Source organism: Pseudomonas sp. GW821-FHT09E04 (assembly GCF_059416185.1).
In genome coordinates this window covers 46820-68372 of record NZ_JBWKOR010000009.1, presented here as the reverse complement: position 1 = coordinate 68372, position 21553 = coordinate 46820, and the positions used below count along the sequence as shown (strand labels likewise).

Annotated in this window: 17 protein-coding genes; 7 read left to right on the top strand and 10 right to left on the bottom strand. The window is 60.2% G+C overall.

Annotation, left to right across the window (positions count from 1 at the left end; all coding sequences use genetic code 11):
- The first annotated feature begins 13 nt into the window (after positions 1–13).
- Positions 14–736, top strand: a complete 723-nt coding sequence (locus AC07N4_RS27235; protein ID WP_096822081.1) for a glycerophosphodiester phosphodiesterase — start codon at positions 14–16, stop codon at positions 734–736.
- Positions 737–778: 42 nt separating this feature from the next.
- Here the strand turns inward: AC07N4_RS27235 and sthA are convergent, their stop codons facing one another.
- The gene (gene sthA, locus AC07N4_RS27230) at positions 779–2173 is read right to left on the bottom strand and encodes a Si-specific NAD(P)(+) transhydrogenase (RefSeq protein ID WP_007984277.1); all 1395 of its coding nucleotides are present in this window, start codon (positions 2171–2173) and stop codon (positions 779–781) included.
- A gap of 197 nt (positions 2174–2370) precedes the next feature.
- Positions 2371–3420 (bottom strand): FAD:protein FMN transferase, encoded by a 1050-nt coding sequence (locus AC07N4_RS27225; protein ID WP_493066506.1) that lies wholly within the window; start codon positions 3418–3420, stop codon positions 2371–2373.
- 75 nt (positions 3421–3495) lie between these two features.
- Between AC07N4_RS27225 and AC07N4_RS27220 the strand changes: the two genes are divergently transcribed.
- Positions 3496–4788: an MFS transporter gene (locus tag AC07N4_RS27220; protein WP_096822083.1), complete on the top strand. Its 1293-nt coding sequence runs from the start codon at positions 3496–3498 to the stop codon at positions 4786–4788.
- Positions 4789–4853: 65 nt separating this feature from the next.
- Here AC07N4_RS27220 and AC07N4_RS27215 read toward each other — a convergent pair whose 3' ends face one another.
- Positions 4854–6317, bottom strand: a complete 1464-nt coding sequence (locus tag AC07N4_RS27215) for a glyceraldehyde-3-phosphate dehydrogenase (RefSeq protein ID WP_096822084.1) — start codon at positions 6315–6317, stop codon at positions 4854–4856.
- Between the two features lie 354 nt (positions 6318–6671).
- Here AC07N4_RS27215 and mfd point away from each other — a divergent pair, with 354 nt between their 5' ends.
- Genes mfd through AC07N4_RS27200 form a run of 3 tightly spaced genes read left to right on the top strand, consistent with a single transcriptional unit; the run spans position 6672 to position 13400 of the window.
- On the top strand, positions 6672–10121 hold the full coding sequence (gene mfd / locus AC07N4_RS27210) for a transcription-repair coupling factor (RefSeq protein WP_102621842.1): 3450 nt from the start codon (positions 6672–6674) through the stop codon (positions 10119–10121).
- A gap of 10 nt (positions 10122–10131) precedes the next feature.
- The gene (locus tag AC07N4_RS27205) at positions 10132–10698 is read left to right on the top strand and encodes a CsiV family protein (protein WP_096822086.1); all 567 of its coding nucleotides are present in this window, start codon (positions 10132–10134) and stop codon (positions 10696–10698) included.
- An 11-nt stretch (positions 10699–10709) separates the two neighbouring features.
- Positions 10710–13400, top strand: coding sequence for an SNF2-related protein (locus AC07N4_RS27200; RefSeq protein ID WP_493066505.1), 2691 nt, complete (start codon positions 10710–10712; stop codon positions 13398–13400).
- Positions 13401–13442: 42 nt separating this feature from the next.
- Here the strand turns inward: AC07N4_RS27200 and AC07N4_RS27195 are convergent, their stop codons facing one another.
- The 3 genes from AC07N4_RS27195 to AC07N4_RS27185 form a co-directional block, all read right to left on the bottom strand.
- Entirely contained in the window at positions 13443–14180 is a 738-nt protein-coding gene (locus tag AC07N4_RS27195) for an S-methyl-5'-thioinosine phosphorylase (protein ID WP_085733486.1), read from the bottom strand.
- Between the two features lie 12 nt (positions 14181–14192).
- Positions 14193–15203: a beta-N-acetylhexosaminidase gene (gene nagZ / locus AC07N4_RS27190; protein ID WP_102621844.1), complete on the bottom strand. Its 1011-nt coding sequence runs from the start codon at positions 15201–15203 to the stop codon at positions 14193–14195.
- 158 nt (positions 15204–15361) lie between these two features.
- Positions 15362–16069 carry a TetR/AcrR family transcriptional regulator gene (locus tag AC07N4_RS27185; RefSeq protein WP_085686822.1) on the bottom strand — a complete coding sequence of 236 codons (708 nt, stop codon included), beginning with the start codon at positions 16067–16069 and terminating at the stop codon, positions 15362–15364.
- Between the two features lie 230 nt (positions 16070–16299).
- Between AC07N4_RS27185 and lexA the strand changes: the two genes are divergently transcribed.
- Positions 16300–16908: a transcriptional repressor LexA gene (gene lexA / locus AC07N4_RS27180; RefSeq protein ID WP_096822089.1), complete on the top strand. Its 609-nt coding sequence runs from the start codon at positions 16300–16302 to the stop codon at positions 16906–16908.
- A gap of 10 nt (positions 16909–16918) precedes the next feature.
- A complete protein-coding gene (gene sulA, locus AC07N4_RS27175) occupies positions 16919–17392 on the top strand; it encodes an SOS-induced cell division inhibitor SulA (RefSeq protein ID WP_096822090.1) in 474 nt (157 codons plus the stop codon).
- A 79-nt stretch (positions 17393–17471) separates the two neighbouring features.
- On the opposite strand, the gene AC07N4_RS27170 is transcribed toward sulA, so the two are convergent.
- The 4 genes from AC07N4_RS27170 to AC07N4_RS27155 all read right to left on the bottom strand — a co-directional run bounded on the left by AC07N4_RS27170 (position 17472) and on the right by AC07N4_RS27155 (position 21489).
- Complete coding sequence (locus tag AC07N4_RS27170) at positions 17472–17705, bottom strand: hypothetical protein (RefSeq protein ID WP_003226592.1); 234 nt, start codon at positions 17703–17705, stop codon at positions 17472–17474.
- A 106-nt stretch (positions 17706–17811) separates the two neighbouring features.
- Positions 17812–18336 (bottom strand): DUF6586 family protein, encoded by a 525-nt coding sequence (locus tag AC07N4_RS27165; RefSeq protein WP_493066504.1) that lies wholly within the window; start codon positions 18334–18336, stop codon positions 17812–17814.
- A gap of 171 nt (positions 18337–18507) precedes the next feature.
- Positions 18508–21138, bottom strand: a complete 2631-nt coding sequence (gene topA / locus AC07N4_RS27160) for a type I DNA topoisomerase (RefSeq protein WP_096822091.1) — start codon at positions 21136–21138, stop codon at positions 18508–18510.
- Between the two features lie 114 nt (positions 21139–21252).
- Positions 21253–21489, bottom strand: coding sequence for a DUF1653 domain-containing protein (locus AC07N4_RS27155; RefSeq protein WP_007953059.1), 237 nt, complete (start codon positions 21487–21489; stop codon positions 21253–21255).
- Positions 21490–21553: the final 64 nt, after the last annotated feature.

Sequence of the window (21553 nt, the reverse complement as noted above, 5' to 3'; positions counted from 1 at the left end):
TTAAGGAAGAACCGTGACCCTTATCTACGGCCACCGCGGCGCCAAGGGCGAAGCACCGGAAAACACCCTGACCAGTTTTCAGGAATGTCTCAAGCACGGCGTACGCCGTTGCGAACTGGACCTGCACCTGTCCAAGGACGGTGAGTTGATGGTCATCCACGACCCGACCCTCAAGCGCACCACCGAGCGCCGTGGCAAGGTGGTCGAGCACTCTGCTGCCGATCTGGTGACCTACGACGCCCGCAAGGGCGGCCCGGGCTGGATCAAGCCGTGTCCGATTCCGACGCTGGAAGCACTGTTCGAGCAATGTGATTTCGATCACTGGCAGCTCGAAGTCAAAAGCGCTTCGCGCACCCGCGCCGCGACCACCGTGCTGGCCATCCGCGAAATGGCGGTCAGGCACGGGCTGCTCGACAAGGTGACGATCACCTCGAGCTCAAGGGAAGTATTGAAGGCTGCGCTGGATCTGGTGCCCGACGTATCGCGCGGCCTGGTGGCCGAATACGCCTGGCTCGACCCGTTGAAGGTCGCTCAGAGTTATGGCTGCGAGATTCTCGCGCTGAACTGGACGCTGTGTACGCCGGAACGCCTGCAGAAGGCGCAGCGCCAAGGGCTGCACGTGTCGGTGTGGACCGTCAACGAGCCTGCGCTGATGCGCAGACTCGCCGACTTCGGCGTTGACAGCCTGATTACAGACTTTCCCGGTTTGGCCACTGCCACCCTTGGGAATAGCTGAAATCGGTCTCCCCGGCCGGCTCAGGCCACCGGCCGGAGCCCGTCAAAAAAGCCGGTTGAGGCCGTCGTACGCCGCTACCCGATAGGCTTCGGCCATGGTCGGGTAGTTGAACGTGGTGTTGACGAAGTACTTCAGGGTATTCAGCTCACCCGGCTGGTTCATGATCGCCTGACCGATGTGCACGATCTCCGATGCCTGATAACCGAAGCAGTGAACGCCCAGCACTTCCAGGGTTTCACGGTGGAACAGGATCTTCAGCATGCCTTGCGGCTCGCCGGCGATCTGCGCACGCGCCATGCTCTTGAAGAACGCCTTGCCCACTTCATACGGCACTTTGGCCTGGGTCAGTTCCTGCTCGTTCTTGCCGATCGAGCTGATCTCCGGAATGGTGTAGATGCCGGTCGGCACGTCATTCACGAAGCGCCAGCTGCCATTGTCGACGATGCTGCCGGCCGCCGAGCGACCCTGGTCGTGGGCGGCACTGGCCAGGCTCGGCCAGCCGATCACGTCACCGGCACCGTAGATGTTCGGCACGCAGGTGCGGTAGGCCTCATCGACTTCGATCTGGCCACGGCTGTTGACCTTGACGCCGATGTTTTCCAGACCCAACTGATCGGTGTTGCCGGTCCGGCCGTTGCACCAGAGCAAGGCGTCGGCCTTGATCTTCTTGCCGGACTTCAGGTGCAGGATCACGCCGTTGTCCACGCCTTCGACGCGGTCGTAGTCTTCGTTGTGGCGCACGGTGATGTTGTTGTTGCTGAAGTGGTAGCTCAACGCCTGGGAAATTTCCGAGTCGAGGAAGCTCAGCAACTGACCGCGGTTGTCCACCAGCTCGACCAGTACACCCAGACCGCTGAAGATCGAAGCGTATTCGCAACCGATCACGCCGGCGCCGTAAACGATCAGTTTGCGCGGGGTGTGGCCGAGGCTGAGAATGGTGTCGCTATCGTAGATACGCGGGTGGTGGAAATCGATGTCCGCCGGGCGATAAGGACGCGAGCCAGTGGCGATGATGATGTGCTTGGCCACCAGTTTCTCGACCACGCCGTTGGCGCAGACCACTTCGATGGTCTGCTCGTCGGCGAAGCTGCCGGTGCCGAAGAACACGTCGACGCGGTTACGGGCATAGTAGCCGGTACGCGAAGCGACTTGTTTGGAGATGACTTTCTCGGCGCTTTTCAACACGTCCGGGAAGGAGAACCAGCGCGGCTCACCGATCGCACGGAACATCGGGTTGGTGTTGAACTGCATGATCTGCCGCACCGAGTGACGCAAGGCCTTGGACGGGATGGTGCCCAGGTGGGTGCAGTTACCGCCGACCTGACGACGGCTGTCGACCATCGCCACCTTGCGCCCTGCTTTGGCGGCGTTCATTGCCGCGCCTTCTCCCGCCGGGCCGGAACCCAATACCACCACGTCGTAGTTGTAGACAGCCATGCGTACTCCTCAGAACAGGCCGCGGTGCCAGCAGCACCGGCGGCTAAATCACGCCGAACGGCGGCGCGAAGGAACAATTGGGGGCCAGTAGAAAACCCGGACACAGTCTATAGAAGCGTCAACGCCGCGCACATTAACCCTTGGTCGCGTCGTAGGCTACTTTTGCCTGCACTACAACGCCAGTTTTCGTACTGTCTTCAGTCAACTTTTGCGCCACTGAGCCGCTCGAAAGCCTGACTGGTGCGGGTGACGAAACCTGTATCGGCACGAATCACAAAGAATGCACCAATGTCGTGTTTTTCGGCATAGTCCCAGGCCCTTTCCGGCCCGAGAATCAGCAACAGTGTCGATAGTCCATCGGCCATCAACGCTGAAGGATGAATTACCGTGACTGACGCCAGATCGTGTAGGACCGGCGCCCCGGTGCGGGCATCGAAGGTGTGGGAATAGCGCCGGCCATCCTGCTGAAAATAGTTGCGGTAGTCGCCGGACGTTGAAAGGCCATAGCCATCGACGCTGAGAACCCGCTCCGCCACCTGCTGATCGTCACGGGGTTCTTCCAGCGCGATGCGCCATGGCGAGCCATCGAGTTTCTTGCCGGACGCCTTGAGCTCGCCCGTGGCCTCGGCGAGGTAATCATGAATCCCCATGGCGTCGAGTCGCGCGGCAATGGTGTCGACCGCGTAACCGGCAGCGATACTGTTGAAATCGACCTCGACCGCCGCGTCCTTGCACAACTGGTCGCCATCGACACGCAGATGCCGGTAGCCCACCCGTTTCTGCACCTCAGCCAGCGCCGCCGCGCTGGGCACCTTTTCTTCACGCCCCTGCGGACCGAACCCCCAGAGATTGAGCAGTGGCTCCACGGTCAGGTCGTAGGAACCTTCGCTTTGTTGCGACAGCTGCTCGCCAACCCGGACCAATTCGAGGATCGGCGCCGGCATGGTCTGACAGCGATCGGCGGGTAACGCGTTGAAGCGCGAAATATCGGAGTCCGCACGGTAGGTGGACATCTGCTGGTCGACGTCGGCGAGGATCTTCTCGACTTCGACGCGGACATCCTGAGGGGCAGGCAGATTGGCGCGGCGCACGTACTTGATCGAATAAGTGCTGCCCATGGTTGGGCCGCCGAAGCTCTCCATCGAGTCGCCGGAGCCGCAGCCGGACAAAACGCCGAGAAGAATCACGAAAACCACCAACCGTCCAGTTAACAATTCTTCATCTCCGAGCAAAACCGAGCCCGCCATTATGACCACAGAGCCCGCTAGCTCCCAAACGGATGCAACGCTTTCATACAAAATCAAAAAAGTGAGTACCTGAACATGTCCTCCACCACGGGCAAAGGCAAAGCGATTTTTCGCGTTGTCAGCGGCAATTTTCTCGAAATGTTCGACTTCATGGTCTATGGCTTCTACGCCGTAGCCATCTCCAAGACCTTCTTCCCCACCGACAGCGCCTTCGCCTCCCTGATGCTCGCACTGGCGACGTTCGGCGCAGGCTTCCTGATGCGTCCATTGGGGGCGATTTTCCTCGGTGCCTACATTGACCGTCACGGCCGTCGCAAAGGCCTGATCATCACCCTCGCACTGATGGCGGCCGGTACGGTGCTGATCGCCTGCGTGCCGGGGTACGCCACCCTTGGTGTTGCCGCGCCGCTGATCGTGCTGTTCGGCCGATTGCTCCAGGGCTTCTCGGCCGGCGTGGAACTGGGCGGTGTGTCGGTGTACCTGTCAGAGATCGCCACGCCTGGCCGCAAGGGTTTCTTCGTCAGTTGGCAGTCCGCCAGCCAGCAAGCGGCGGTGGTATTCGCCGGTCTGCTCGGCGTCGGCCTCAACCACTGGCTGAGCCCGGAACAGATGGGCGACTGGGGCTGGCGTGTGCCGTTCCTGATCGGCTGCATGATCGTTCCGGTGATCTTCGTCATTCGTCGTTCCCTGGAGGAAACGCCGGAATTCCAGGCACGTAAACATCGCCCTACCCTGCAGGAAATCGTTCGTTCGATCGGTCAGAACTTCGGCATTGTCATCGCCGGCATGGCGCTGGTGGTGATGACCACCGTGTCGTTCTACCTGATCACCGCCTACACCCCGACCTTCGGCAAGGCGGAACTGCACCTGTCGGACTTCGATGCGTTACTGGTGACGGTATGCATCGGACTGTCGAACTTCTTCTGGCTGCCGGTGATGGGCGCGCTTTCTGACAAGATCGGTCGCAAACCCCTGCTGCTGGCGGCGACGATTCTGGCAATCCTGACCGCCTACCCGGCGCTGTCGTGGCTGGTGGCGAACCCGAGCTTCAGCCATTTGCTGATCGTCGAATTGTGGCTGTCGTTCCTGTACGGCTCGTACAACGGCGCGATGGTGGTAGCGCTGACCGAAATCATGCCGGTAGAAGTTCGTACGACCGGCTTCTCACTGGCCTACAGCCTGGCGACCGCAACCTTCGGTGGATTCACGCCAGCCGCCTGCACTTACCTGATTCATGTGCTGGACAACAAGGCGGCACCGGGGATCTGGCTGAGCGGCGCAGCGGTGCTGGGGTTGATCGCGACATTGGTGCTGTTCCATGGCAACAAGCACGAACTGCGCACGGCACAAGCGGCTATCCCCAACTGACCTGAATCGCGCACAAACAAAAACGCCCCGACCAAAGTCGGGGCGTTTTCATTTGCAGCTAAGGCTTAGCGCGGGAAGGCTGGCGGGTTTACACCGGCCATGTCTTCCATCACGCGGATCACCTGGCAGCTGTAACCGAACTCGTTGTCGTACCAGACGTACAGAACAACGCGGTTATCCTGGGTGATGGTCGCTTCAGCGTCGACAACACCGGCGTGGCGCGAGCCAACGAAGTCGGTCGAAACCACTTCCTGGGAATTGACGAAGTCGATTTGCTTGTGCAGATCGGAGTGCAGCGCCATGTAGCGCAGGTACTCGTTCATCTCTTCACGGGTAGCGGCTTTCTCAAGGTTCAGGTTGAGAATGGCCATCGACACGTTTGGCGTCGGAACACGGATCGCGTTACCGGTCAGCTTGCCGGCCAGCTCAGGCAGGGCCTTGGCAGCAGCGGTGGCAGCACCGGTCTCGGTGATTACCATGTTCAGCGCGGCGCTACGACCACGGCGATCGCCCTTGTGGAAGTTGTCGATCAGGTTCTGGTCGTTGGTGTACGAGTGAACGGTTTCGACGTGGCCGTTGACGATGCCGAACTTGTCATTCACAGCCTTCAGCACCGGCACGATGGCGTTGGTGGTGCAGGAAGCAGCGGACACGATCTTGTCGTCAGCAGTGATTTCGCTGTGGTTGATACCGTGAACGATGTTCTTCAGCTTGCCTTTGCCAGGCGCGGTCAGAACAACGCGGTCGATACCCGGGCACTGCAAGTGCTGACCCAGGCCATCGGCATCACGCCATACACCAGTGTTGTCCACCAGCAGCGCATCTTTGATGCCGTACTGGGTGTAGTCCACTTCGGTAGGGTTTTTCGCGTAGATAACCTGGATCAGGTTGCCGTTGGCGGTGATGGTGTTGTTTTCTTCGTCGATGGTGATGGTGCCGTTGAACGAACCGTGTACCGAATCGCGACGCAGCAGGCTGGCGCGTTTGGTCAGGTCGTTTTCGGCGCCTTTGCGCACCACGATGGCACGCAGACGCAGGCCGTCGCCGCCACCGGTTTTTTCGATCAGGATGCGCGCCAGCAGACGGCCGATACGACCGAAGCCGTAAAGCACAACGTCAGTGCCTTTGCGGGCCGAAGCGTTCTGCTGGCCAACCACGTCAGCCATTTCTTCACGAACGAATTGCTCGGCGGTACGGCCGTTGCCTTCGTTGCGGAATTTGAACGCCAACTTGCCCAGGTCTACCGAAGCCGCGCCGAGCTTGAGCTCGCTCATGGCCTTCAGCAGAGGGAATGTTTCGTGGACGGAGAGTTCGCTATCGTCGGAAGAACGATGGCGAGCAAAGCGGTGAGCTTTGAGAATCGCGATGACAGACTGGTTGATCAGGCTGCGGCCATAGATCGAGCTCACCACGTTGTTATTGCGGTAGAGCTGACCGATAAGCGGAATCATCGCTTCTGCGAGTGCTTCACGGTCGATCCATTCACCAAGACACTGGTCGGGCTTCTGAGTCACGGGAACCTTCCACATGTAGGGGCAGAAAAAAGGGGCTACATTATGCCGCCGAGAAGCTCTCGTAGCAATGCGCGCTTGTCGCGCAAACGGTAACAAAATTCCGTCCAAAAAAATAACGCTCTCCGCCAGCCCAGTAAAACCGGGGCTTTCAGCGCAGTCAGTTTTTCGACGACTGTTAGACGATGTCTGTAACCCTCCGTAACACCGCCCACTTTCGGCACTACATAATCGTCAAAAAAGTGCTCGTTTTTATGGTTACCACTACATTTCGCTGAAACAGCGCAGATAGACGCAGTCTGCAACTGACAGGCGGCACCGGACGCCGCTACAATTACCGACTTTGTCGCAACGCCTGGAGCTCAACCTTCCGTGCCTGTTCTGCGTCTACCGCTTCTCCCTGCCGCGGCAGGTAAACAGCACTGGGGCAACCTCCCCGGTGCCGCCCTGAGCCTGGCCATTGCCGAGGCTGCCAGCGCTGCCAAGCGCTTCACGTTGCTACTGACCGCCGACAGCCAGAGTGCCGAACGGCTGGAGCAGGAGCTGAGTTTCTTCGCCCCGGATTTGCCGGTGCTGCATTTCCCGGACTGGGAAACCCTGCCCTACGACCTGTTCTCGCCGCATCAGGACATCATCTCCCAGCGCATCGCCAGCCTTTATAGACTGCCGGAACTGGAACATGGCGTGCTGGTGGTGCCGATCACCACCGCCCTGCATCGCCTGGCACCGACCAAGTTCCTGCTTGGCAGCAGCCTGGTGCTGGATGTCGGGCAGAAGCTCGACGTCGAGCAAATGCGCTCGCGGCTCGAAGCCAGTGGCTATCGCTACGTCGACACGGTTTACGAACACGGCGAATTCACCGTACGCGGTGCACTGATCGACCTGTTCCCGATGGGCAGCAAACTGCCGTATCGCATCGATCTGTTCGACGACGAAATCGAAACCCTGCGCACCTTCGACCCGGAAAACCAGCGCTCCATCGACAAGGTCGATTCGGTCAAGCTGCTGCCGGCCAAGGAATTCCCGCTGCAGAAGGACGCGGTCACCCGCTTCAAGGCGCGCTTTCGCGAGCGCTTCGACGTCGATTTCCGACGCTGCCCGATCTTCCAGGATCTGAGCAGCGGTATCACGCCGGCCGGTATCGAGTACTACCTGCCGTTGTTCTTCGAAGAGACCTCGACCCTGTTCGACTACCTGCCCCAGGACACCCAGGTGTTCTCGCTGCCGGGCATCGAGCAAGCGGCGGAAAACTTCTGGAACGACGTGCGCAATCGGTATGAAGAGCGCCGCGTCGATCCATCGCGTCCTTTATTGCCGCCGGCCGAACTGTTCCTGCCGGTGGAAGACTGTTTCGCCCGCCTGAAGAACTGGCCGCGAGTGGTCGCCAGTCAGCAGGACGTGGAAACCGGTGCCGGCCGTGAGCGCTTCCCGGCGCAGGCCTTGCCGAATCTGGCGATCGAAGCCAAGGCCACGCAACCGCTGGCCGCGCTTTCCGCCTTCCTCGACGAATTCCCGGGGCGCGTGCTGTTCACCGCCGAATCCGCCGGCCGTCGCGAAGTGCTGCTGGAATTGCTGGAACGCTTGAAGCTGCGACCGAAAACCGTCGACAGCTGGCCGGACTTTGTCGCGAGCAAGGATCGCCTGGCGATCACCATCGCCCCGCTCGACGAAGGCCTGATGCTGGACGACCCGGCGCTGGCACTGGTCGCGGAAAGTCCGCTGTTCGGCCAACGCGTGATGCAGCGTCGCCGTCGCGAAAAACGCGCCGACGCCAACAACGACGCGGTGATCAAGAACCTCACCGAGCTGCGCGAAGGTGCGCCGGTGGTGCACATCGACCACGGTGTCGGTCGCTATCTCGGCCTGACGATTCTGGAAATCGACAATCAGGCCGCGGAATTCCTGACCCTCGAATACGCCGAGAACGCCAAGCTTTACGTGCCGGTGGCCAACCTGCATTTGATCGCCCGTTACACCGGCAGCGATGATGCACTGGCGCCGCTGCACCGCCTCGGCTCCGAGACCTGGCAGAAGGCCAAGCGCAAGGCTGCCGAGCAAGTCCGCGACGTGGCTGCCGAACTGCTCGACATCTATGCCCGTCGTGCTGCCCGCGAGGGTTACGCGTTTGCCGATCCGAAAGCCGACTACGCAACCTTCAGCGCCGGTTTCCCATTCGAGGAAACCCCGGACCAGCAATCCACCATCGAAGCCGTGCGCGAAGACATGCTCGCGCCGAAACCGATGGATCGGCTGGTCTGCGGCGACGTCGGTTTCGGCAAGACCGAAGTGGCCATGCGCGCCGCGTTCATCGCCGTGCACGGCGGCAAGCAAGTGGCGATCCTGGTGCCGACCACCCTGCTCGCCCAGCAGCACTACAACAGCTTCCGCGACCGCTTCGCCGACTGGCCGGTAACCGTGGAAGTGATGAGCCGCTTCAAGTCGACCAAGGAAGTGAACGCTGCGGTGGCCGAGCTGGCCGAAGGCAACATCGACATCGTCATCGGCACCCACAAGCTGCTGCAGGATGACGTCAAGATCAAAAACCTCGGGCTGGTGATCATCGACGAAGAACACCGTTTCGGCGTCCGTCAAAAAGAACAGCTCAAGGCCCTGCGCAGCGAAGTCGATATCCTCACGCTGACCGCCACGCCGATTCCGCGCACGCTGAACATGGCGGTGTCGGGCATGCGCGATCTGTCGATCATCGCCACACCGCCGGCGCGACGCCTGTCGGTGCGCACCTTCGTCATGGAGCAGAACAAGAGCACGGTCAAAGAAGCCTTGCTGCGTGAGCTGCTGCGCGGCGGCCAAGTCTATTACCTGCACAACGATGTGAAGACCATCGAGAAATGCGCCGCCGAACTGGCCGAACTGGTGCCGGAAGCGCGAATCGGCATCGGCCACGGGCAGATGCGCGAACGCGAACTCGAGCAGGTGATGAGCGACTTCTACCACAAGCGCTTCAACGTGCTGATCGCCTCGACCATCATCGAGACCGGCATCGACGTGCCGAGCGCCAACACCATCATCATCGAGCGCGCCGACAAGTTCGGCCTGGCGCAGCTGCACCAGTTGCGCGGGCGTGTTGGCCGCAGTCACCACCAGGCTTACGCCTACCTGCTGACTCCGCCACGCCAGCAGATCACCGGTGATGCGGAAAAGCGCCTGGAGGCGATTGCCAATACTCAGGATCTGGGCGCGGGCTTCGTGCTCGCGACCAACGACCTGGAAATCCGTGGCGCCGGCGAACTGCTGGGCGACGGACAGAGCGGGCAGATTCAGGCGGTCGGCTTCACGCTGTACATGGAAATGCTCGAGCGCGCGGTGAAATCGATCCGCAAGGGCGAACAGCCGAACCTCGATCAACCGCTCGGCGGCGGTCCGGAAGTCAACCTGCGGGTGCCGGCGCTGATCCCGGAAGATTACCTGCCGGACGTGCATGCACGCTTGATCCTCTACAAACGCATCGCTTCGGCCACCGACGAGGAAGGCCTGAAGGATCTGCAAGTGGAGATGATCGACCGCTTCGGCCTGCTGCCGGAACCGACCAAAAATCTGGTGCGCATCACGGCGCTGAAATTGCAGGCTGAACAGCTGGGCATCAAGAAAGTCGATGGCGGCCCGCAAGGCGGACGCATCGAGTTCGCGGCGCAGACGCCGGTCGATCCGATGACCCTGATCAAACTGATCCAGAGTCAGCCAAAACGCTACAAATTCGAAGGCGCCACGATGTTCAAGTTCCAGGTGCCGATGGAGCGCCCGGAAGAGCGCTTTAATACTGTGGAGGCGCTGTTCGAGCGCCTCATCCCGAAAACTGCTTGAAGGACGCCGCATGCGCCTGTTTCGCTCTCTGACTTTGCTACTGACTCTGGTAGCGCCCTCGGTGTTTGCCGATGACCTGTATCAGGTCGAAATGATTCTGGTGCGCCAGAACGCCGTGCCGGCCATCGTCAGCCGTGCCGCACCCGAAGACTGGGCCGCAGGCGCCCAACGCCTGGGCGATGACAGCAAGCGCACCACCGCGCTGAACGACGTCGCCACCAAACTCACCGCCAGCGGCGAGTACAGCGTGCTGATGCACAAAGCCTGGCAGCAGACACTGGGCGAGACGCCCGCGAAGGTCGCGGTCAGCGAAGGTCAGGAGCAGTTCGGCCAGTTCCCCATCGAGGGCACGATCGAAATGAAGCTCGGGCGCTTCACCGACGTGAACGCCGACTTCTGGGTCAACCAGATCGACGCCAATGGCATGGTCACCGCCAGCGAACGCCTGAAACAGGAAAGCCACACCAAAAACGGCCAGCTCAACTACCTGGACAACGGCCACCTGGCCCTGCTGATCAAGATCACTTCACTGACGGCGCCTGCGCCTCGGGAAGCGCCTGAAGTCGTACCGGACTGATTGAAGTCCTTATGTCCCCGCCTCTGAGTAAACCGCTGGCCTCCTCCTGGGTCAGCCGATTCAAGGAACAAAGCCTGGAGCGTGGCCGCCGCTACGCGCTGGAAAACCGGGTGCGGATCGTGCAGGTCGGCGATGCGACCATTACCGCCAGTTGCGAAGGCTCTGGCGGTAACATTTATCGTCAGACGATTCATCTGCGTGAGTCGGCCAAAGGCACACTGCTGATGGTCGACGCCACGTGCACCTGCCCGGTTCACAGCAACTGCAAGCACTGTGCGGCGGTCTTGCTGCAAGTGCAGGAAACCCTCGAATACCCCGCCGCCGCCAAAGACGCCGAACTGCTGGAAAAACTCCAGGCCGTCCTCGAAAACCGCAGCCCCAAGGCGCCGCCGCAAGTACTGGTGGACAACGTGCAACCGGTGCCGCGCCTGTGGCTGGCCAGTGTCGAGTTCAGCGCATTCGAGCCGCGCAACGGCAAGATGCAGCGCTACATCCAGCATCGTGCCGCGCTGTCTTTCAGCTACCTCGACGAATACGTCAGCGGCCAGAAAAACAGCGACATCCTGATTCGCCAGGAAGCCCAGACCCTGCGGGTCAAACGCCATCCGGATGTCGAGCAAAGCTACCGCGAACAACTTCGGATTCTCGGCTTTCGCATCGCCACCCGGCAGAGCAAAGCCCTGCCGGAAAGCGCGGGCGAACTCTATGAAATGGTCAATGACAGCGCCTGGCTGACGTTTACCCTGAACGACCTGCCAAAGCTGCGCACCCAAGGCTGGGAATTGCTGGTCGATGATGAATTCGGCTTCGACCTGACAGCCGTCGATGACTGGTATGCCACGGTCGAGCAGACCCCGGAACGGGACTGGTTCGATCTTGAGCTGGGCATCATCGTCAATGGCGAACGCCTGAGCCTGCTACCTATCCTGCTCAACCTGATGCGCTCGCACACGGAAATCCTCAACCCCGAACGCCTTGCCCGGCGACGGGACGACGAGTTGATTTTGGTGAACATCCCGCAACGCAACAGCGAGCACGGCCCCTTGCAAGTCGCCCTGCCCCTCGGCCGGTTGAAACCGGTGCTGGCAACGCTGGGCGAGTTCTATCTGCAAGAGCCGGGCGAAACCACCCTGCGCCTGAGCAAGGCTGACGCGATCCGCCTCAACTCGCTGGAAGGCATCCCCCTGCTGTGGGAGGGCGGCGAGCAGATTCGCAGCTTCGCCCAACGCCTGCGCGATATCCGCGACTACAGTGCCGAGGCGCCGGAAGGGTTGAACGCGACACTGCGGCCTTATCAGCTCGAGGGCTTGAGCTGGATGCAGTCGCTGCGGCAACTTGAGGTTGGCGGAATTCTCGCGGACGACATGGGACTGGGCAAAACCCTACAGACCCTGGCGCACATTCTCAGCGAGAAGAATGCCGGACGCCTGGATCGCCCCTGCATGGTGGTGATGCCCACCAGCCTGATCCCGAATTGGCTGGACGAAGCGGCGCACTTCACGCCGCAGCTCAAAGTGGTGGCCCTGTACGGTGCCAGCCGCAAAAAACATTTCGAGAATCTGGCCGATTACGACCTGATCCTCACGACCTATGCGCTGCTGCCCAAGGATGTCGAGCGCCTCGCACAGCAACCGCTGCATGTATTGGTGCTGGATGAGGCGCAATACATCAAGAACCCGAACAGCAAAGCCGCCCAGGCGGCCCGTGAACTGAACGCCCGCCAACGCCTGTGCCTCAGCGGCACGCCACTGGAAAACCACCTGGGCGAGTTGTGGTCGCTGTTTCACTTCCTGCTGCCCGGCTGGCTCGGCGACGTCAAAAGCTTCAACGCCGATTACCGTGTGCCGATCGAAAAACGCGCCAGCGAAGTCAGACTTCAGCACCTCAACGGTCGGATCAAACCGTTTCTGCTGCGCCGCACCAAGGAACAGGTCGCGACCGAGCTGCCGCCGAAAACCGAGATCATCCACTGGGTCGATCTCAACGAGGCCCAGCGCGACGTGTACGAAACCATGCGCCTGGCCATGGACAAGAAGGTTCGCGACGAGATCACCCGCAAAGGCGTGGCGCGCAGTCAGATCATCATTCTCGAAGCGCTGCTCAAGCTGCGTCAGGTCTGCTGTGACTTGCGCCTGGTCAACGACGCCACCCTGCCCGCTCGCGGCAGCACCTCAGGCAAGCTCGACAGTCTGATGGAAATGCTCGAGGAGTTGTTTGAGGAAGGACGGCGAATTCTGCTGTTTTCGCAGTTCACTTCGATGCTGTCACTGATCGAGGATGAGCTGAAAAAGCGCAACGTCGCCTATGCGTTGCTGACGGGACAGACTCGGGATCGGCGCACGCCTGTGAAGGAATTCCAGAGCGGCAAGCGTCAGATCTTTCTCATCAGCCTGAAGGCTGGCGGCGTTGGTCTGAACCTGACGGAAGCGGACACCGTGATTCACTACGATCCGTGGTGGAACCCGGCGACCGAAAACCAGGCAACCGACCGTGCGTATCGCATAGGTCAGGAGAAGCCGGTATTCGTCTACAAGATGATTGCCCGGGGGACGGTCGAGGAGAAGATTCAGCATCTGCAGAAGGAAAAGTCTGACCTGGCGGCCGGCGTGCTGGATGGGCGCAAGGCCGGGGACTGGAAGTTGCAGAGTGATGATATCGAGGCGCTGTTTGCGCCGTTGCCGGACAAGTTTGAAAAGCGCTGAGATCCTCAGCGCCTGTTCGTTCGAGTCACTCCGGAGCCAGACTCAGCCCTTGAGTACCCGCGCCAACGTCGACTTCACCTTGCCCATGCCGTCATGCAGCGCCTGCTCGATCTCGGCCATGGTGATCACCGCCGTGGTCTTGCCCGCCGCCGGGTTCACCACCAGCGACAGACAGGCGTAATCCAGATCCAGCTCGCGAGCCAGCGCCGCTTCCGGCATGCCGGTCATGCCAACGATGTCGCAGCCGTCACGCTCCAGACGCACGATCTCGGCCACGGTTTCCAGACGCGGGCCCTGGGTGCAGGCATAAACGCCTTGATCGCTGTATTCGCAACCTTCGGCGGCCAATGCGGCAATCAGTTGCTGACGCAGTGGCTCGCTGTAGGGAAAGCTGAAGTCGATGTGCGTGACATGTTCCAGATCATCGGCGAAATAGGTGTGCTCGCGACCGCTGGTGTAGTCCACGATCTGATGCGGCACGCAGAAATGTCCGGTACCCATTGCAGGATGGATCCCGCCCACGGCGTTGACCGCAATGATTGCTTCGGCCCCGGCCTGCTTCAACGCCCACAGATTGGCGCGGTAGTTGACCTTGTGCGGCGGGAAGCGATGCGGGTGACCGTGGCGAGCCAGGAACAGCACTTCCTTGCCGGCGTATTCACCGATCTGGACTTCGGCCGATGGCGCACCATAAGGCGTATCCACCGCCAGCGACTGACGAATGCTCAGACCTTCCAGCTGGGTCAGGCCGGTGCCACCGATGATTGCATAAACCGTCATAGCGAAAAATCCTTAATCGATCAGTTGAGCGTCTTTGAGCGCGCCGACAGCGGTCAGCCAGCGCGGATCCTGACGGTATTCGGTGTTGGCGAACGCCTGACCGCGCATCCGCGCGATGCGTGGCGACGGCTTGACCTTCATGCGTTGCGCGGCGCTTAGGGCCAGCTCGGCGGCAGCGCGATCGTTGCACACCAGGCCCATGTCGCAACCGGCACTGAGTGCGGCTTCGATACGGCTGGCCGCATCGCCCACCACGTGCGCACCGGCCATCGACAGGTCGTCACTGAAGATCACGCCGTCGAACTGTAACTCGCCACGCAGGATGTCCTGCAACCAGCGCCGGGAGAAACCGGCGGGCTGTGCATCGACTTGCGGATAAATCACGTGGGCAGGCATGACGGCGGCCAGTTGCTTGCTCAGCTTGGCGAACGGTACCAGGTCGTTGGCGCGGATCTCTTCAAGACTGCGCTCGTCGTTGGGGATTGCGACGTGAGAGTCGGCTTCCGCCCAGCCGTGACCGGGGAAATGCTTGCCGGTAGCCGCCATGCCGGCACTGTTCATGCCTTTGATGAAAGCACCGGCGAGCAGTGCTGCACGCTCCGGATCGCCTTCGAACGAACGAGTGCCAACCACGGCGCTGCGCTGGTAATCCAGGTCCAGCACGGGGGCAAAGCTCAGATCGAGGCCGACAGCCAGCACTTCAGTGGCCATGATCCAGCCGCATTGCTCGGCCAGATACTCGGCGTTCGGGTTGTCGGCAATGGCTCGCATGGCCGGCAGACGCACGAAGCCCTGACGCAGGCGCTGGACGCGACCGCCTTCCTGATCCACCGCCAGCAGCAGATCCGGGCGAATGGCACGGATCGCCGCGCTCAACTCACGCACCTGGCGCGGATGCTCGATATTGCGGGCAAAAATGATCAGGCCACCCACTTCGGGCTGACGCAACAATTGGCGATCTTCGGCCGTCAGCCAGGTACCGGCGACGTCCACCATCAACGAGCCTTGCAGGCCAGCAGTCATAGAGATTCCTTGAAAACGAAAAACCCGTTGCCCACGAAACCACCACCAGGGGCATTGCCCGGCAGGTCGGTGATTTCAATGAGAAACGGGTTCAGAACGAGAGTCGGCATGGGCGGCTAGCTTAGCGGATGTCAGCTGCCGCGCCCACCCATGGACAGTTAAACCTTGGCAGGCGTCGGCGCCGATTTGCTGCGCGGTCGCAGCTGCGCGGTGGCCATCGCGGTGTCGGTGACGCCGGTTTCGGCACGCATGCCGGCCGCCAGGAACGGCACCATCAGGCGCATCACCTGCTCGATGGAGGTGTTAACGCCGAAATCGGTCTCGGCAATCGCGCGCAACGCCTTGATACCCGACATGCTGAACGCCGCAGCACCAAGCATGAAGTGCACACGCCAGAACAGTTCGATAGGAGGAATGCGCGGGGCGGCTTCGTTCACCAACAACATGTAGCGGCGGAATACCTTGCCGTACATATCTTCCAGATAACGGCGCAAGTGGCCCTGGCTCTGGCTGAATGCAAGACCGAGCAAGCGCATGAAGATCGACAGATCGTTACCGCTGCGTGGCTGTACCACCAGTGCCTGCTCGACGAGGATCTCCAGCAGCTCCTCAAGCGAAGGCTTGTTCTCCGGCTTGGCCTGACGCCGCTCCAGCTCTTTGTCGAGACTGATGCAGAACGGACCGAGGAAACGCGAGAAGACTGCCTGGATCAGCGCCTTCTTCGAGCCGAAGTGATAGTTCACCGCAGCGAGGTTGACCCCTGCCTTGCTGGTGATCAGACGCAACGAGGTTTCAGCGAAACCTTTTTCCGCGAACAGCTGTTCTGCAGCATCAAGAATGCGTTCAACGGTTTCCGACTGGGCCATGGCTACTCCGCCTGACAAACACTTGTTTGAAACATACGTTTCAGCCTATGCCTTGTCAAGCCTGCCAGTTCGTTTTGGGAATGGTCGGTCAGGTATTTAACCACAACAAGGACGCCACATTAATCGACGCCGTCACTGACCGTCCGGCGGCCTGGCAAAAAACGGCCATTGCCAAGACCGACTCACTGTATATAATCCCAGTCACTGTATAAAAAGACAGAGCGATCAATATGATTAAGCTGACGCCACGCCAAGCCGAGATTCTGGCCTTTATCAAACGCTGCCTCGAAGACAACGGCTACCCGCCGACCCGCGCGGAAATCGCTCAGGAACTGGGGTTCAAATCCCCCAACGCCGCCGAAGAGCACCTCAAGGCGCTCGCCCGCAAAGGCGCGATCGAGATGACCCCGGGGGCCTCTCGCGGCATTCGAATCCCAGGCTTCGAAGCCAAGGTTGACGAATCCACCCTGCCGATCATTGGCCGCGTGGCCGCCGGTGCACCGATTCTCGCCCAGCAACACATCGAAGAGTCCTGCAACATCAACCCGGCCTTCTTCCACCCTCGCGCCGACTACCTTTTGCGCGTCCACGGGATGAGCATGAAGGACATCGGTATTTTCGACGGTGACCTGCTGGCGGTTCACACGACCCGGGAAGCACGCAACGGTCAGATCGTCGTCGCCCGGATCGGCGACGAAGTGACGGTCAAACGCTTCAAGCGCGATGGCAGCAAGGTCTGGCTGATCGCCGAAAACCCTGAGTTCGCCCCTATCGAAGTCAACCTGAAAGATCAGGAACTGGTGATCGAAGGCTTGAGTGTCGGCGTCATCCGCCGCTAAAGGAGGCTTTATGCAGTTCCCACACGCACCTCAGCAAACACAACTGCCGTTGTTCGAGGCATTTCTGGCGCAACCACTGGCCCCCATCCTCAAGGATGTAGCCGAGCGCCCATGGAATGTCGAACCCGAAGCGTTCAGTGAACTGTCGCTGCGCGGCGCGGCCGGGAACTGCCTGAACCTGCTGGCACCGATTCTTCGCGAATTGAGTGATGACCAGGACGCACGCTGGCTGACCCTGATCGCGCCACCGGCGAGCCTGACCCAAACCTGGTTGCGGGATGCCGGATTGAATCGCGAACGCATCCTGCTGTTGCACCCGCGCGGCACACAGAGCGCTCAGCAATTGGCTTGCGAAGCCCTGCGCCTGGGTCGTAGCCATACGGTGGTGACATGGTTGAACCCGCTCAATTCAGGCTCACGCCAACAACTGATCAGCGCCGCCCGCACCGGGGACGCTCAAAGCCTGAATATTCGACTGGGCTGACTGCATGCGCGCTACTTCGAGCGCGGGGCTTCTCAAGGGATAGAGAAGCCGAACCGAAGGGATAATCGACGGGCGGTGCTCAATGAAGAACCCGCGGCCCCTCTTCCTTATCAAACTCGCCTTCAACCATTCGACCGGCCATTTGCACGCCGACGCTCAGCATCGCCTTGGCAATTTCAACGTGTTGGCCCTGCAGAAATGCCTTGGCATCCTCGGAGAAATCCAGAGTTACCAGAGAACCCTCGTCCTCGGCCCTGCGCAGTTCGATTCGGCCGTCTGGTAGCTCGACAATTTCTAGAAAGGACGTTGGCATATGGGTCTGTTCTCCACGAAAGGCAGGGATTATATAGAGATCGTTCAGGATTCGCTCAGGATCTTGACCAGCAGCACGCATCTCGTCGCCGCCAGCCAGGAAGCCATCAGCACTCGTTCAAGCCTTCACGGAAACGGATGGCCAGACCCTTCAGGTTCTGCCGCCAGCTCTCCAGCTCTTCACGACTCAACTCTTCGGGCGCCTGCTCTTCATCCAGATTAACCGCCTGAATCAGCGGCTGGGTCACATCACCCTTTGGCTTGTGTGGCACACGTGGTGGCTGAAACAGCGCCGAATGCGCGGCCAGCAATTTAGCCAGCCAGGTTTCCGGATTACCCGCCAACTCCACCATCTCGGCCAACTCCGGAATGGCAATCGACTCCAGCACTTCACGCGCCAGCAGCGTTTCAGCCCGCGGCGCATTGGCCTGCGGCAGCCTGTAGAACCCGGCAATTTCGTGACATAACCCCAGCAGCGCACCATAGAGATGGAACAACGCCGATTCGCGCCCGGCCTGAATCAGCGCCAGCGAATTCATCGCCCGCCCCTCTTCGGCCCTGGCCAGCGCTTCCAGCGACAGACCCGCGAAATAGATCTTCTGATTGGTACGGGTATAGAGTTCGTGGGCCATAGCGGCACTCTCCACAACGAAATAATTGCTTCACACAGGCCGGACAGTGTCATGGATCAGCCGATCCGACCGCAAGCTTTAAACAAAAAGGCCGCATGAAAACCCGAAGGTTGTCATGCGGCCTTTTGTATTGAAGGCGCCTGATCAGCGCACCTTCAGATCAGCGTTTGCTCAAGCCTTGGCTTTTGCCGGACGCTTGTCTTCAACTGTCCACTTGCCACCGTCGAAGAACGCTTTCCAGCCAGTCGGCTTGCCATCGACTTCGGTCTGGACGTATTGCTCCTTGGTCTTGCGGCTGTAGCGAATCACTGCTGGCAGACCATCCGGATCCTTCTGCGGCGCTTCGCACAGGAAGTGGTACTTCGGATCGATCTCATCCTTGTGCGGCAGAATCTCGATCACCAGCGGAGCACGGGTCTCACGGTTTTTCGGGAACTGACTGGCCGCCAGGAACAGCCCGGAAGCACCGTCACGCAGGATATAGGTGTCGTTGACCTTCTCGCATTTCAGCTCAGGCATTTTCACCGGATCCATCTTCGGCGGCGCCGCGTCACCGCTCTTCAGCAGTTTGCGGGTGTTCTTGCAGGTCGCGTTGGTGCAACCGAAGAACTTGCCGAAACGGCCGGTCTTGAGCTGCATCTCGCTGCCGCACTTGTCGCATTCCAGGCTCGGACCTTCGTAGCCCTTGATGCGGTAGCTGCCTTCTTCGATTTCATAGCCGGCGCAATCCGGGTTGTTACCGCAGATGTGCAGCTTGCGCTTTTCGTCGAGCAGGTAAGCGTCCATCGCCGTGCTGCAGATCGGGCAGCGATGCTTGCCGCGCAGCACCAGGGATTCCGATTCGCCCTCGTCGTCCGCAGCGATTTCATCGCCCGGTACCAGGTTGACGGTGGCCTTGCAGCGCTCTTTCGGCGGCAGGCTGTAGCCCGAGCAACCGAGGAACACGCCGGTAGAGGCAGTACGAATCTGCATCGGACGGCCGCAGGTGGTGCACGGAATGTCGGTCATTACCGGCTGGTTGGCACGCATGCCGGCTTCCGGGTTTTCAGCCACTTCGAGTTTTTTCTTGAAGTCGCCGTAGAACTCGTCCAGCACATTCTTCCAGTCGCGCTCGCCCTGGGCCACGTCATCGAGGTTCTCTTCCATGCCGGCAGTGAAGCCGTAGTCCATGAGGTTCGAGAAACTCTCCGACAGACGCTCGGTGACGATGTCGCCCATCTTTTCCGAGTAGAAACGACGGTTGTGCAGGGTCACGTAGCCGCGATCCTGAATGGTCGAAATGATCGCCGCATAGGTCGAAGGACGGCCAATGCCGCGCTTTTCCATTTCCTTCACCAGGCTGGCTTCCGAGTAACGGGCCGGTGGCTTGGTGAAATGCTGGGTCGGATCAAGCTTGATCAGTTTCATCACGTCGCCCTGCGCCATGTCCGGCAGGACATCGTCATCGCCAGGCTTGGCAATCTGCGGCAGAACGCGGGTGTAACCGTCGAACTTCAGGATACGGCCCTTGGCACGCAGCTCGAAGTCACCAGCGGCCACGCTGACGGTGGTCGACAGGTATTGCGCCGGCAGCATCTGACAAGCCAGGAACTGGCGCCAGATCAGCTCATAGAGGCGCTCAGCATCGCGCTCCATACCCGCGAGCTTGCTAGGCGTGGTGTTGGCGTCGGAAGGACGGATCGCTTCGTGAGCCTCTTGTGCGCCTTCTTTGCTGCTATAAACGTTCGGCGACTCCGGCAGGTACTTCTTGCCGAATTCGGTTTCGATGTAGTCGCGCGCCATCGTCACGGCATCAGCCGAGAGGTTGGTCGAGTCGGTACGCATATAAGTGATGTAGCCAGCTTCGTACAGACGCTGAGCCATCATCATGGTTTTCTTCACGCCAAAGCCCAGGCGGTTGCTCGCGGCCTGTTGCAGGGTGGAAGTGATGAACGGTGCCGACGGTTTGCTGCTGGTCGGTTTGTCTTCACGCTTGACGATGCTGTAGCTGGAGGATTTCAGCTTCTCCAGCGCAGCCATGGCCTGAGCTTCGTTGAGCGGCTTGAAAGCTTCGCCCTTCTCACGCGCCACTTCGAAACGCACGGTCGAACCTTTGGTGGTGCCGAGATCGGCATGCACTTCCCAGTATTCTTCCGGATTGAACGCGCGAATCTCGCGCTCACGCTCGACCACCAGTTTCACGGCAACCGATTGCACACGACCGGCGGACAGGCCGCGAGCGATCTTGGCCCATAGCAGCGGCGAAACCATGTAACCCACGACGCGGTCGAGGAAGCGACGAGCCTGCTGGGCGTTCACTCGATCGATATCGAGCTCGCCCGGCTCCGAGAAGGCTTCCTGAATCGCTTTCTTGGTGATTTCGTTGAACACCACGCGCTTGTAGCGGCTGTCGTCACCACCGATGGCTTCGCGCAGGTGCCAGGCAATGGCTTCCCCCTCGCGATCCAAGTCGGTTGCGAGATAGATGGTGTCAGCATCCTTGGCGAGCCGGCGCAGCTCTTCGATGACTTTTTCCTTGCCCGGGAGGATCTCGTACTTGGCTTTCCAGCCATGATCGGGATCGACACCCATGCGCGAAACGAGCTGTTTACGTGCCTTTTCCTTCGGCGAGAGCACCGGCCCTTCGCCCGCGGCGGCCTTGCCGCGCTTGGCGGCAGGCTCCTTGCTGGCGCTAGCCGAACCGCTGGTGGGCAGGTCTCGGATATGGCCGATACTCGACTTCACCACGTATTGGTTGCCCAGATACTTGTTGATGGTCTTGGCCTTAGCCGGGGATTCCACAATGACCAGCGATTTGCCCATGGATCAGAAAATTCCTGAATTCTAGAAGTGAAAGGCGGTTGGCGCCTGACGCGGCACCGCTATATATAGTGGCTACAAGGTGAGGTCAAGCGCAGGGTTTTGCGCGCACTCGCCTTATGGCTTCGAAAAAAGGCTTGGTTCGGCTTGCACCAAAGCAAAGCGCGGGACCTGCTCGCCGTCAACTTCGACGGACTCCAGGAACATGCTCAAGGGACGTACCCAAAAGCCGTAATCGCCATACAGGGCTTGGTAAAAGACCACTTCTTCTTCGGTCTCGGAATGCCGCGCAACACTGAATACGCGGTACTGCGGACCTTTGTAATGTTGGTAGAGCCCAGGTTGTATCGGCACGCTTCGGCCCTCACTCAAATTTTTTCAAAATAAATACAAAAATAAATCCGCAAAAACAAAAACC

Coding starts and splice junctions, on each gene's coding strand:
- sthA (WP_007984277.1), bottom strand. CDS start 2,173: ATGGCTGTCTACAACTACGACGTGGTGGTATTGGGTTCCGGCCCGGCG.
- AC07N4_RS27225 (WP_493066506.1), bottom strand. CDS start 3,420: ATGGCGGGCTCGGTTTTGCTCGGAGATGAAGAATTGTTAACTGGACGG.
- AC07N4_RS27220 (WP_096822083.1), top strand. CDS start 3,496: ATGTCCTCCACCACGGGCAAAGGCAAAGCGATTTTTCGCGTTGTCAGC.
- AC07N4_RS27215 (WP_096822084.1), bottom strand. CDS start 6,317: ATGTGGAAGGTTCCCGTGACTCAGAAGCCCGACCAGTGTCTTGGTGAA.
- AC07N4_RS27205 (WP_096822086.1), top strand. CDS start 10,132: ATGCGCCTGTTTCGCTCTCTGACTTTGCTACTGACTCTGGTAGCGCCC.
- AC07N4_RS27200 (WP_493066505.1), top strand. CDS start 10,710: ATGTCCCCGCCTCTGAGTAAACCGCTGGCCTCCTCCTGGGTCAGCCGA.
- AC07N4_RS27195 (WP_085733486.1), bottom strand. CDS start 14,180: ATGACGGTTTATGCAATCATCGGTGGCACCGGCCTGACCCAGCTGGAA.
- nagZ (WP_102621844.1), bottom strand. CDS start 15,203: ATGACTGCTGGCCTGCAAGGCTCGTTGATGGTGGACGTCGCCGGTACC.
- AC07N4_RS27185 (WP_085686822.1), bottom strand. CDS start 16,069: ATGGCCCAGTCGGAAACCGTTGAACGCATTCTTGATGCTGCAGAACAG.
- lexA (WP_096822089.1), top strand. CDS start 16,300: ATGATTAAGCTGACGCCACGCCAAGCCGAGATTCTGGCCTTTATCAAA.
- sulA (WP_096822090.1), top strand. CDS start 16,919: ATGCAGTTCCCACACGCACCTCAGCAAACACAACTGCCGTTGTTCGAG.
- AC07N4_RS27170 (WP_003226592.1), bottom strand. CDS start 17,705: ATGCCAACGTCCTTTCTAGAAATTGTCGAGCTACCAGACGGCCGAATC.
- AC07N4_RS27165 (WP_493066504.1), bottom strand. CDS start 18,336: ATGGCCCACGAACTCTATACCCGTACCAATCAGAAGATCTATTTCGCG.
- topA (WP_096822091.1), bottom strand. CDS start 21,138: ATGGGCAAATCGCTGGTCATTGTGGAATCCCCGGCTAAGGCCAAGACC.